6 protein-coding genes are annotated in these 14,007 nt (G+C 40.6%); all 6 read left to right on the forward strand.

Annotated elements, in window-relative coordinates; translation table 11 throughout:
• Window positions 1–4 precede the first annotated feature (4 nt).
• The 6 genes from imaA to AYS37_RS01805 all read left to right on the forward strand — a co-directional run bounded on the left by imaA (window position 5) and on the right by AYS37_RS01805 (window position 13,992).
• A complete protein-coding gene (gene imaA, locus AYS37_RS01780; RefSeq protein WP_000808585.1) occupies window positions 5–8,698 on the forward strand; it encodes an immunomodulatory autotransporter protein ImaA in 8,694 nt (2,897 codons plus the stop codon).
• 47 nt (window positions 8,699–8,745) lie between these two features.
• A complete protein-coding gene (gene lysA / locus AYS37_RS01785) occupies window positions 8,746–9,963 on the forward strand; it encodes a diaminopimelate decarboxylase (RefSeq protein WP_000483601.1) in 1,218 nt (405 codons plus the stop codon).
• Window positions 9,964–9,967: 4 nt separating this feature from the next.
• Entirely contained in the window at window positions 9,968–10,258 is a 291-nt protein-coding gene (locus tag AYS37_RS01790; protein ID WP_001171384.1) for a chorismate mutase, read from the forward strand.
• A 12-nt stretch (window positions 10,259–10,270) separates the two neighbouring features.
• Entirely contained in the window at window positions 10,271–11,143 is an 873-nt protein-coding gene (locus AYS37_RS01795) for a DUF2156 domain-containing protein (RefSeq protein WP_000461313.1), read from the forward strand.
• On the forward strand, window positions 11,144–12,847 hold the full coding sequence (locus AYS37_RS01800) for a bifunctional chorismate-binding protein/class IV aminotransferase (protein ID WP_000576033.1): 1,704 nt from the start codon (window positions 11,144–11,146) through the stop codon (window positions 12,845–12,847).
• A gap of 125 nt (window positions 12,848–12,972) precedes the next feature.
• Window positions 12,973–13,992 carry an aliphatic amidase gene (locus tag AYS37_RS01805; protein WP_001215706.1) on the forward strand — a complete coding sequence of 340 codons (1,020 nt, stop codon included), beginning with the start codon at window positions 12,973–12,975 and terminating at the stop codon, window positions 13,990–13,992.
• Window positions 13,993–14,007: the final 15 nt, after the last annotated feature.

Below are 14,007 nucleotides of genomic sequence, written 5' to 3' on the forward strand. Positions count from 1 at the left end.
TTAAATGAAACAATTTAAAAAGAAACCAAAAAAGATAAAACGATCGCATCAAAATCAAAAAACAATCTTAAAGCGTCCTTTATGGCTCGCACCTTTACTGATCAGCGGGTTTGCTAGTGGGGCGTATGCGAATAATCTGTGGGATTTGTTAAACCCAAAAGTGGGGGGTGAGTATGTGCATTGGGTTAAGGGCAGTCAGTATTGCGCATGGTGGGAATTTGCAGGGTGTTTAAAGAATGTATGGGGGGCAAATCATAAAGGCTATGATGCTGGAAATGCCGCTAATTATTTGTCTTCTCAAAACTATCAAGCCATTTCTGTGGGTAGTGGGAATGAAACGGGGACTTATAGTTTAAGCGGTTTTACCAATTATGTTGGGGGCAATCTCACGATCAATCTAGGCAATAGCGTTGTTTTAGATTTAAGCGGTTCTAATAGTTTCACTTCGTATCAAGGTTATAATCAAGGTAAAGATGATGTAACATTTACGGTTGGCACAATCAATTTAAACGGCGCTTTAGAAGTGGGCAATCGTGTGGGATCGGGAGCTGGCACGCACACCGGCACAGCCACTTTAAACTTGAACGCTAATAAGGTTACTATCAATTCTAATATCAGTGCGTATAAAACTTCGCAAGTGAATATAGGCAACGCTAACAGCGCCATTACCATTGGTTCGGTTTCTTTAAGTGGGGATACTTGCAGTTCTTTAGCTAAAATTGGCAGTGGGGCTAATTGCTCCACTTCAGGGCCTAGCTATTCTTTTAAAGGCACGACTAACGCTACTAATACGACCTTTAGCAACGCAAGCGGCAGTTTCACTTTTGAAGAGAACGCCACTTTTAGCGGGGCGAAATGGAATGGGGGGGCATTCACTTTCAATAAGGGATTTAGTGCTACCAATAATACCGCTTTTAATAGCGGTAGTTTCACTTTCAAAGATACAAGTTCTTTTAATGGTGCAACTTTTAGTAACGCCACATACACTTTTAACAATCAAGCCACTTTTCAAAACAGCTTCTTTAATGGGGGGGCTTTTACTTTTAACAACCAAAGTAATCCAGCTAACAGCGCTCAGCACCCCCAAATTCAAAACAGCTCTTTTAGTGGTAACGCTACCACTCTTAAGGGCTTTGTGAATTTCCAGCAAGCCTTTAACAATTCAAACCACCAACTAACGATCCAAAACGCTTCCTTTAATAACGCTACTTTCAACAATACCGGTAAAATCACTATAGAAAAAGATGCGAGTTTTAACAACACAACATTCAGTACTTCTGTTGATGCAAACAACATGACTATTACCGGTAGCGTTACTTTAAGCGGTAAGAATGATTTGGAAAATGGCTCAACCCTTGATTTTGGGAGTTCTAAAATCACTCTCGCTCAAGGGACGACTTTTAACCTTACAAGTTTAGGCAGTGAGAAGAGCGTAACGATTTTAAATTCTAGCGGTGGGATCACTTATAATCATCTTTTAAACCATGCACTCAATAGCCTGACAAACGCTTTAAAAACGAACGAAAGCCCTTCAAAGCCGCAAAGTTTCGCTCAAGGTTTGTGGGATATGATCACTTACAATGGGGTTACCGGACAGCTTTTGAATGAAAACGCTGCAACACCTAAACTCGCTAATGCTTCGCCCTCTGCACCCACTAAAGACTCCCCACAAGTCTATCAAGTGGGCTATAAAATAGGGGATACTATCTACAAACTGCAAGAAACTTTCAGCCATAATTCCATCATTATCCAGGCTTTAGAGAGCGGGACTTACACGCCACCCCCTACAATCAGCGGATCACAATTTGACTTATCCGCTTCAAATTATATCAATTCTGACATGCCTTGGTATGATCATAAATATTACATCCCCAAATCTCAAAATTTTACAGAGAACGGGACTTATTACTTGCCGAGCGTTCAAATATGGGGGAGCTACACTAACTCGTTTAAACAGACCTTTAGCGCGAGTAATAGCAATCTGGTGATTGGGTATAACTCAACATGGACTGGAAATAGCGTTTCTTCTAGCGACACGGTGTCTTTTGGGGACACTTCAGGGAGCGTTCTTAATGGGCATTGTGGGCCTTGGCCCTATTACCAATGCACAGGCACGACTAACGGCACTTATAGCGCTTATCATGTCTATATCACAGCGAATCTGCGTTCTGGCAATCGTGTAGGCACGGGTGGGGCAGCCAATCTGGTTTTTAATGGGGTAGATAGTATCAATATCGCTAACGCTACTATCACGCAGCATAACGCCGGGGCTTATTCAAGCTCCATGACTTTTTCCACGCAAAACATGGATAGTTCGCAGAATTTGAATGGTCTAAACGCTAACGGCAAACTTTCAGTGTATGGCACAACTTTCACTAACCAAGCCAAAGACGGGAAATTCACTTTCAATGCAGGGCAAGCGACTTTTGAAAACACCAACTTTAATGGAGGGAGTTACCAATTCAGCGGCGATAGCTTGAATTTTTCAAATAACAACCAGTTCAACAGCGGTTCGTTTGAGATTAGCGCAAAAAACGCTTCGTTCAATAACGCTAACTTTAACAATAGTGCTTCTTTTAATTTCAATAATTCTAGCGCGACCACTTCGTTTATAGGGGATTTCACTAACGCTAATTCAAATTTGCAAATCGCCGGGAACGCTGTTTTTGGGAACTCTACTAATGACTCTCAAAATACCGCTAATTTTAATAATACCGGCTCTGTTAATATTGCAGGGAATGCAACTTTTGATAACGTGGCTTTTAATGGCCCAACAAACACGAGCGTGAAAGGGCAAGTTACTTTAAATAACATCACTTTAAAAAACTTGAACGCCCCTTTGTCTTTTGGCGATGGGACGATTACTTTTAACGCTCATTCGGTGATTAATATTGGTGAAGCTATCACTAATGGCAACCCTATCACCCTTGTAAGCTCTTCTAAAGAAATTGATTACAACAACGCTTTCAGTAAAAATCTATGGCAGCTCATCAACTACCAAGGGCATGGGGCTAGCAGTGAAAAGCTCGTTTCTAGCGCGGGTAATGGCGTCTATGATGTGGTGTATTCTTTCAATAACCAAACCTACAATTTCCAAGAGGTTTTTTCACAAAACAGCATTTCTATCCGGCGCTTGGGCGTTGGCATGGTGTTTGATTATGTGGATATGGAAAAATCGGATCATTTGTATTATCAAAACGCTCTCGGTTTTATGACCTACATGCCTAATAGCTATAACAATAATTTAGGGAATGCAAACAACACCATTTATTATTACGACAACAGCATTGATTTTTATGCGAGCGGGAAAACTCTATTCACTAAGGCGGAATTTTCTCAAACATTCACCGGGCAAAACAGCGCGATCGTTTTTGGGGCTAAAAATATATGGACGAGCTTAAGCGATGCGCCGCAGTCTAATGTAATCATTCGCTTTGGGGACAATAAGGGAGCAGGGAGTAATGATGCGAGCGGGCATTGTTGGAATTTGCAATGCATAGGCTTTATTACAGGGCATTATGAAGCGCAAAAGATTTACATTACCGGCAGCATTGAAAGCGGGAATCGCATTTCTAGCGGTGGGGGCGCAAGCCTTAATTTTAATGGGCTTCAAGGCATTCTTTTAACGAACGCGACTTTGTATAACCGCGCCGCTGGGACGCAAAGCTCTTCTATGAATTTTGTCTCTAACAGCGCGAACATTCAGGCTCAAAACTCCTATTTTATAGACGATACCGCACAAAATGGCGGTAACCCTAATTTTAGTTTCAACGCTTTGAATCTGGATTTTTCTAACAGCTCTTTTAGGGGCTATGTGGGGCAAACGCAATCTGTTTTTAAATTCAACGCCAAGAATGCGATCAGTTTCACCAACAGCACGAATTTAAGCTCTGGTTTGTATCAAATTTCAGCTAATAGCGTGTCGTTTGACAATTCCAATTTAAGCGTTTCAGTGGGGACAAGCAGTATTAAAGCCAATGCGATCAATCTTTCTCAAAACGCCTCTATCAATGCGAGCAACCATTCAACCTTGGAGCTTCAAGGCGGTTTGAATTTAAACGACACCAGCTCGCTCAACCTCAACCAAAGTACCATTAATGTTTCCAATAACGCCACGATCAACGATTATGCGAGCTTGATTGCAAGTAATGGCTCTCACCTTAATTTTAACGGGGCGGTTAATTTCAATTCAGCGAATATTACTACGAGTTTGAATAATTCCTCTATCGTGTTTAAGGGAGCGAGCTCTTTAGGAGGGCAGTTTAATTTAAGCAATAACTCTTCTTTAGATTTTCAAGGCTCTAGCACTATCACCTCTAACACGGCGTTTAATTTCTATGATAACGCTTTTTCTCAAAGCCCCATCACTTTCCATCAAACTCTTGACATTAAAGCGCCCTTGAGTTTGGGAGGCAACCTCTTAAACCCTAACAGCAGTAGCGTGTTGAATTTGAAAAACAGCCAGCTTGTTTTTAGCGATCAAGGGAGTTTGAATATCGCTAACATTGATTTACTAAGCGATCTAAACGATAATAAAAATCGTGTGTATAACATCATTCAAGCGGACATGAATAGTAATTGGTATGAGCGTATCAGCTTCTTTGGCATGCGCATCAATGACGGGATTTATGATGCTACTAACCAAACTTATAGTTTCACTAACCCCCTTAATAACGCCCTAAAAATCACCGAGAGCTTTAAAGACAACCAATTAAGCGTTACGCTCTCTCAAATCCCGGGTATTAAAAACACGCTCTATAACATTGGCTCTGAAATCTTTAACTACCAAAAAGTTTATAACAACGCTAATGGCGTGTATTCTTATAGCGATGATGCACAAGGCGTGTTTTACCTCACGAGCAGCGTGAAAGGCTATTACAACCCCAACCAATCCTATCAAGCTAACGGCAGCAATAACACCACGAAAAATAACAATCTAACCTCTGAATCTTCTGTCATCTCGCAAACCTATAACGCGCAAGGCAACCCTATTAGCGCGTTGCACATCTATAACAAGGGCTATAATTTCAGTAATATCAAAGCGTTAGGGCAAATGGTGCTCAAACTCTACCCTGAAATCAAAAAGATATTAGGGAATGATTTTTCGCTTTCAAGTTTGAGCGATTTAAAAGGCGATGCGCTAAACCAGCTTACCAAACTCATCACGCCTAGCGATTGGAAAAACATTAACGAGTTGATTGATAACGCAAACAATTCAGTCGTGCAAAATTTCAATAACGGCGCTTTGATTATAGGAGCGACTAAAATAGGGCAAACAGACACCAATAGCGCGGTGGTTTTTGGGGGCTTGGGCTATCAAACACCTTGCGATTATACTGATATTGTGTGCCAAAAATTTAGAGGCACTTATTTAGGGCAGCTTTTGGAGTCTAGCTCGGCTGATTTGGGCTATATTGACACGACTTTTAACGCTAAAGAAATTTATCTTACCGGCACTTTAGGGAGTGGGAACGCATGGGGGACTGGGGGGAGCGCTAGCGTAACTTTTAACAGCCAAACTTCGCTCATTCTCAACCAATCGAATATCGTAAGCTCGCAAACCGATGGGATTTTTAGCATGCTAGGCCAAGAGGGCATCAATAAGGTTTTCAATCAAGCCGGGCTCGCTAATATTTTGGGCGAAGTGGCGGTGCAATCCATTAATAAAGCCGGGGGATTAGGGAATTTGATAGTAAATACGCTAGGGAGTGGTAGCGTGATTGGGGGGTATTTAACGCCTGAACAAAAAAATCAAACCCTAAGCCAGCTTTTAGGACAGAATAATTTTGATAATCTCATGAACGATAGCGGTTTGAACACGGCGATTAAGGATTTGATCAGACAAAAATTAGGCTTTTGGACCGGGCTAGTGGGGGGATTAGCCGGGTTGGGGGGCATTGATTTGCAAAACCCTGAAAAGCTTATAGGCAGCATGTCCATCAATGATTTATTGAGTAAAAAAGGGCTGCTCAATCAGATCACCGGCTTTATTTCCGCTAACGATATAGGGCAAGTGATAAGCGTGATGTTGCAAGATATTGTCAAACCGAGCAACGCTTTAAAAAACGATGTAATGGCTTTAGGCAAGCAAATGATTGGCGAATTTTTAGGCCAAGATGCGCTCAATTCTTTAGAAAGCCTGTTGCAAAACCAACAGATTAAAAGCGTTTTAGACAAAGTCCTAGCGGCTAAAGGTTTAGGGCCTGTTTATGAACAAGGTTTGGGGGATTTGATCCCTAATCTTGGTAAAAAGGGGCTTTTCGCTCCCTATGGCTTGAGTCAAGTGTGGCAAAAAGGGGATTTTAGTTTCAACGCGCAAGGCAATGTTTTTGTGCAAAATTCCACTTTCTCTAACGCCAATGGAGGCACGCTTAGTTTTAACGCAGGAAATTCGCTCATTTTTGCCGGAAACAATCATATCGCTTTCACTAACCATTTTGGAACGCTTCAATTATTGTCCGATCAAGTTTCTAACATTAACATCACCACGCTTAACGCTAGCAACGGCCTTAAGATTAACGCCACTAATAACAATGTTTCTGTGTCTCAAGGCAATCTGTTTATCAACGCCAGTTGCACACAACAAAGCGATCCAACTGCAGCTAACGCTGCAAACCCTTGTGCGCTTAGCGCCCAAAGCACGAATGGCACTTCTTCTAGTAATGCGTCAAATAACGCGCCAATCGCCTTGAACAATAACGATGAAAGCTTGATGGTTATGGCGAATGATTTCAATTTTTCAGGCAATATTTACGCTAACGGGGTGGTTGATTTTTCAAAGATTAAAGGCTCTGCAAACGTTAAAAACCTGTATCTTTACAATAACGCTCAATTCCAAGCCAACAACCTCACGATTTCCAACCAAGCGGTGTTAGAAAAAAACGCCAGCTTTGTAACGAATAATTTAAACATTCAAGGGGCGTTTAACAACAACGCCACGCAAAAAATAGAGGTGCTTCAAAATTTAGTGATCGCTTCAAACGCTTCTTTAAGCACCGGGATTTATGGGTTAGAAGTAGGGGGGGCTTTGAATAATTTGGGAACGATCCATTTTAACTTAGAAAATATCCAAACGCCAACGCCACTCATTCAAGCAGAGGGGATCATCAATCTCAACACCACCCAAACGCCTTTTATCAATGTCAATAACAGCATGGCCAATAACACGACTTACACCTTATTGAAAAGCAGCCGTTACATTGATTACAATATCAACCCCAATAGCTTGCAATCGTATTTGAAGCTCTATACCTTAATCAATATCAACGGAAACCACATAGAGGAAAAAAACGGCGTATTGACTTATTTGGGCCAACGGGTTTTATTACAAGATAAGGGGTTATTATTAAGCGTAGCGTTGCCTAACTCAAACAACGCCCATCAAAACAACATTTTAAGCCTTTCTGTCCTCTACAACCAAGTTAAAATGTCTTACGGCAATAAAGCGATGGATTTTACCCCCCCTACCTTACAAGATTACATTGCGGGCATTCAAGGGCAAAGCGCGCTCAATCAAATTGAAGCGATAGGGGGGAATAACGCTATCAAGTGGCTTTCAACATTGATGATAGAAACGAAAGAAAACCCGCTTTTTGCGCCGATTTATTTAGAAAGCCACTCTTTGAATGAAATCTTAGACGTAACAAAAGATCTTCAAAACACCGCAAGTTTGATTTCTAACCCTAATTTTAGGGATAACGCTACCAACCTTTTAGAATTGGCGAGTTACACCCAACAAACCAGCCGTTTGACAAAACTCTCTGATTTTAGGACTAGAGAGGGAGAGTCTGATTTTTCTTTGTTAGAGCTTAAAAACAAGCGTTTTAGCGATCCTAACCCTGGAGAGGTTTTTGTCAAATATTCACAACTTAGCAAACACCCCAATAACCTTTGGGTTCAAGGGATTGGGGGAGCGAGCTTTATTTCTGGGGGCAATGGCACGCTTTATGGCTTGAATGTGGGCTATGATCGGTTGGTTAAAAATGTGATCCTCGGAGGTTATGTGGCTTATGGGTATAGCGGTTTTAACGGGAACATCATGCGTTCTTTGGCCAATAATGTGGATGTGGGGATGTATGCGAGGGCTTTTTTAAAAAGAAACGAATTCACTTTGAGCGCGAATGAAACTTATGGAGGCAATGCAAATAATATCAATTCTTCTAATTCTTTGCTCTCTGTGTTGAACCAACGCTACAACTACAACACCTGGACAACGAGCGTGAATGGGAATTACGGCTATGATTTCATGTTCAAACAAAAAAGCGTGGTGCTAAAACCTCAAGTGGGCGTGAGCTATTATTTCATAGGCTTGAGCGGGATGGAAGGCAAAATAAATGATGCCGCTTACAAACAATTTCTCATGCATTCAAACCCCTCTAACGAATCGGTTCTAACGCTCAACATGGGGCTAGAGAGCCGTAAATATTTTGGTCAAAATTCCTATTATTTTGTAACGGCGAGACTGGGTAGGGATCTTTTGATCAAATCTAAAGGCGACAATACGGTGCGTTTTGTGGGTGAAAACACTTTATTGTATCGCAAGGGGGAAGTTTTCAACACTTTTGCGAGCGTGATCACAGGAGGCGAAATGCATTTGTGGCGTTTGGTGTATGTGAATGCGGGGGTGGGGCTTAAGATGGGCTTGCAATACCAAGATCTTAATATCACTGGGAATGTGGGCATGCGAGTGGCGTTTTAGCTTTTTTGCTATAATGCTTCGTTCAAATTTTATGGTTAGGTTTTTCTATGTTTAATTATGAAGAGCTGTTTCAAACTCACAAAACCCCTTTTTACCTCTATGATTTTGACAAAATCAAACAGGCTTTTTTGAATTATAAAGAAGCGTTTAAGGGGCGTAAATCTTTGATTTGCTACGCTTTAAAGGCGAATTCCAATTTGAGTATTCTCTCTTTATTGGCGCATTTAGGGAGTGGGGCGGATTGCGTTTCCATAGGCGAGATATATAGGGCTTTAAAAGCTGGGATCAAGCCTTATAGGATCGTGTTTAGCGGGGTGGGTAAGAGCGCGTTTGAAATAGAACAAGCCCTAAAACTCAACATTTTATTTTTAAATGTAGAAAGTTTTATGGAATTAAAAACGATTGAAACAATCGCTCAATCTTTAGGGATAAAGGCTAGGATTTCCATTCGAATCAACCCCAACATTGACGCTAAAACGCACCCCTATATTTCTACCGGTTTGAAAGAAAATAAGTTTGGCGTGGGAGAAAAAGAAGCTTTAGAAATGTTTCTTTGGGCTAAAAAAAGCGCGTTTTTAGAGCCTGTTAGCGTGCATTTTCATATCGGCTCACAGCTCTTAGATTTAGAGCCGATTATAGAAGCGAGCCAAAAGGTGGCCAAAATCGCTAAATCTTTGATCGCGCTAGGGATAGATTTGCGTTTTTTTGATGTGGGCGGAGGCATTGGCGTGAGCTATGAAAATGAAGAAACGATTAAGCTTTATGATTACGCGCAAGGGATTTTAAACACGCTTCAAGGCTTGGATTTGACGATTATTTGTGAGCCGGGCCGATCCATCGTGGCTGAGAGTGGGGAATTGATCACGCAGGTTTTGTATGAAAAAAAGGCTCAAAACAAGCGCTTTGTGATTGTAGATGCGGGCATGAATGATTTTTTACGCCCGAGTTTGTATCATGCTAAGCATGCCATAAGGGTTATAACGCCCTCTAAGGGGCGTGAGATTTCGCCTTGCGATGTGGTAGGGCCTGTGTGTGAGAGCAGCGACACTTTTTTAAAAGACGCCCATTTGCCAGAATTAGAGCCAGGCGATAAATTAGTCATAGAAAAGGTTGGGGCTTATGGCTCTAGCATGGCCAGTCAATACAATTCGCGCCCCAAACTCTTAGAATTAGCCCTAGAAGATCATAAAATCAGAGTGATAAGAAAAAGAGAGGCTTTAGAAGATTTATGGCGGTTAGAAGAAGAAAGCTTAAAAGGGGTTTGATCAGATGCAAAAGAATTTGGATAGTCTTTTAGAAAATTTAAGGGCTGAAATTGATGCGTTGGATAATGAATTGAGCGATCTTTTAGACAAACGCTTAGAAATCGCTTTAAAAATCGCTCTCATCAAACAAGAAAGCCCCATTTATTGCCCTAAAAGAGAGCGAGAAATTTTAAAACGACTCAGCCAAAGGGATTTCAAGCATTTGAATGAAGAAATTCTTACGGGTTTTTATGCAGAGGTTTTTAAGATTTCTAGAAAATTTCAAGAAAACGCCCTAAAAGAGTTAAAAAAATAAAAGAGAGTTGTTATGTTTGAAGAAATTACCCTAGCGCATAAGGACTTGTTTTCAAGGTTTTTACAAACTCAAAAAATCGTTTTATCGGATGTGAGTTTTACCAATTGTTTCTTATGGCAGCACGCAAGGCTCATTCAAGTGGCGGTGATTAGGGATTGCTTGGTGATTCAAACCACTTATGAAAATCAAAAACCCTTTTATTTCTATCCTATCGGTAAGAGGCCGCATGAATGCGTAAAAGAGCTTTTGAAATTAGAAAAAAATTTAAGATTCCACTCTTTGACTTTAGAGCAAAGAGACGATTTAAAAGACAATTTTGTAGGGGTGTTTGATTTCACTTACAACCGAGACAGGAGCGATTATGTTTATTCTATTGAAGAATTGATCGCTTTAAAAGGGAAAAAATACCATAAGAAAAAAAACCACCTAAACCAGTTTTTAACCAATTGCGCGAATTTTGTTTATGAAAAAATTTCTCCTCAAAATAAAAAGGAAGTTTTAGAAGCCTCCAAAGAGTGGTTTTTAGAAAGCCAGACTGATGATATAGGGCTAATCAATGAAAATAAGGGCATTCAAAGCGTTTTGGAAAATTATGAAAGCTTGGATGTGAAAGGGGGGCTTATTAGGGTTAATGGGGAAATAGCCTCGTTTAGTTTTGGGGAAGTTTTAAACGAAGAGACCGCGCTCATTCACATTGAAAAAGCCCGCGCAGATATTGCAGGCGCGTATCAAATCATCAACCAGCAATTGCTTTTGAATGAATTTAGCCATCTAACTTACGCTAACAGAGAAGAAGATCTGGGATTAGAGGGCTTAAGAAGGTCTAAAATGAGCTATAACCCGGTGTTTTTGATAGACAAATACGAAGCGATTGCTAGAAATTAAATGATTTTTGGGGATTTTAAATATCAAAAAAGCGTTAAAAAACTCACCGCTACTAATCTTAATGAGCTTAAAAACGCCCTGGATTTCATCTCTCAAAATAGGGGTAATGGGTATTTTGTGGGGTATCTTTTATACGAAGCGCGTTTAGCGTTTTTAGATGAAACTTTTCAAAGCCAAACCCCTTTTTTGTATTTTGAACAATTCTTAGAAAGAAAAAAATACTCTTTAGAGCCTTTAAAAGAGCATGCGTTTTACCCTAAAATCCACAGCTCTTTAGATCAAGAAACTTATTTCAAGCAGTTTAAAGCCGTTAAAGAACATCTCAAAAACGGCGATACCTATCAGGTGAATTTGACAATGGATTTATTGTTAAACACCAAAGCCAAACCAAAGTGCGTTTTTAAGGAAGTGGTACACAACCAAAACACGCCTTTTAAGGCTTTGATAGAAAATGAGTTTGGGAGCGTTTTAAGCTTTTCGCCGGAATTGTTTTTTGAATTAGAGTTTTTGGACACAGCGATTAAGATTATCACAAAACCCATGAAAGGCACGATCGCTCGCTCAAATAACCCCTTGATAGATGAAAAAAACCGATTGTTTTTGCAAAATGATGACAAAAACAGAAGTGAAAATGTGATGATTGTGGATTTACTGCGTAACGATTTGAGCCGCTTGGCCTTAAAAAATAGCGTGAAAGTCAATCAATTGTTTGAAATCATCAGTTTGCCGAGCGTGTATCAAATGATAAGCGAGATTGAAGCTCAATTGCCCCTAAAAACCAGCTTGTTTGAGATTTTTAAGGCGTTGTTCCCTTGCGGCTCTGTGACCGGGTGCCCTAAAATAAAAACCATGCAAATCATTGAATATTTAGAAAAACGCCCTAGGGGGGTGTATTGCGGGGCGATAGGCATGGTTGAAGAAAAAAAAGCCCTTTTTAGCGTGCCTATCCGCACTTTAGAAAAAAGAACGCGCGAAGATTTTTTGCATTTGGGGGTAGGGAGTGGGGTAACTTATAAAAGTAAAGCTTCAAAGGAATATGAAGAGAGCTTTTTAAAATCCTTTTTTGTGATGCCTAAAATAGAATTTGAGATTATAGAGACGATGAAAGTTATCAAAAGGGATCAAAAATTAGAGATTAACAATAAAAACGCCCATAAAGAACGCTTAATGAATAGCGCTCAATACTTTAATTTCAAATACGATGAAAATCTTTTGGACTTTGAATTGGAAAAAGAAGGGGTTTTAAGGGTTTTACTCAATAAAAAGGGCAAGCTCATTAAAGAATACAAAACTTTAGAGCCTTTAAAAAGCCTAGAAATCCGTTTGAGTGAAGCCCCCATTGACAAACACAATGATTTTTTATACCATAAGACCACTTACGCCCCTTTTTATCAAAAGGCTCGAGCGCTCATTAAAAAAGGCGTTATTTTTGATGAAATCTTTTATAACCAGGATTTGGAACTCACTGAGGGCGCTAGGAGTAATCTTATTTTAGAAATCCACAACAGGCTTTTAACCCCTTATTTCAGCACGGGCGCGTTAAACGGGACGGGTGTTGTGGGGTTGTTAAAAAAGGGTCTTGTTGAGCATGCCCCTTTAAAATTGCAAGACTTGCAAAGAGCGGCTAAAATCTATTGCATTAATGCGCTATATGGCTTAGTGGAAGTGGGAATAATAGGTTACCCAATGGAGCAAAAAAGTTAAAACTCGCTCACAATAATCATAATGATTAAAGTTTTTATATTTATTATAGATCCATTTACACAATTATTTTATAAATCCAAATAGAGGGTTTGTAGGAACTCTCATCAAAAAATAAGGAACATAACATGAGACATGGAGATATTAGTAGCAGCCCAGATACTGTGGGTGTAGCGGTAGTTAATTATAAGATGCCTAGACTCCACACTAAAGAACAGGTGTTGGAAAATTGTCGCAATATCGCTAAGGTGATTGGTGGGGTCAAACAAGGTCTGCCCGGATTGGATCTGATTATTTTCCCCGAATACAGCACGCATGGGATCATGTATGATAGACAAGAAATGTTTGACACCGCTGCGAGTATTCCTGGGGAAGAAACCGCAATCCTTGCTGAGGCTTGTAAGAAAAACAAGGTTTGGGGAGTGTTCTCTTTAACTGGGGAAAAACACGAGCAAGCTAAAAAGAATCCCTATAACACTTTGATTCTTGTCAATGATAAGGGTGAGATCGTGCAAAAATACCGCAAAATCTTGCCTTGGTGCCCTATTGAATGTTGGTATCCTGGGGATAAAACCTATGTGGTTGATGGACCTAAGGGCTTGAAAGTTTCTTTGATCATTTGCGATGATGGGAACTACCCTGAAATTTGGCGCGATTGCGCGATGCGTGGGGCAGAACTCATTGTACGCTGTCAAGGTTACATGTATCCGGCTAAGGAGCAACAAATTGCGATAGTGAAAGCTATGGCGTGGGCTAATCAATGTTATGTAGCGGTAGCGAATGCGACCGGCTTTGATGGGGTGTATTCCTATTTTGGGCATTCTAGCATTATTGGTTTTGATGGGCATACTTTGGGCGAATGCGGGGAAGAAGAAAATGGCCTTCAATACGCTCAACTTTCTGTGCAACAAATCCGTGATGCGAGGAAATACGACCAAAGCCAAAACCAACTCTTCAAACTCTTGCACAGAGGTTATAGTGGGGTTTTTGCTAGTGGCGATGGGGATAAGGGTGTGGCGGAATGCCCTTTTGAGTTCTATAAAACTTGGGTTAATGACCCCAAAAAAGCTCAAGAAAATGTAGAAAAAATCACTCGCCCAAGCGTGGGTGTGGCCGCTTGTCCTGTGGGCGATTTGCCCACGAAATAAGGGGCGAAAGGAGGG

It is taken from the genome of Helicobacter pylori NQ4053 (genome assembly GCF_000274605.1).
GTDB lineage: Bacteria > Campylobacterota > Campylobacteria > Campylobacterales > Helicobacteraceae > Helicobacter > Helicobacter pylori_CV.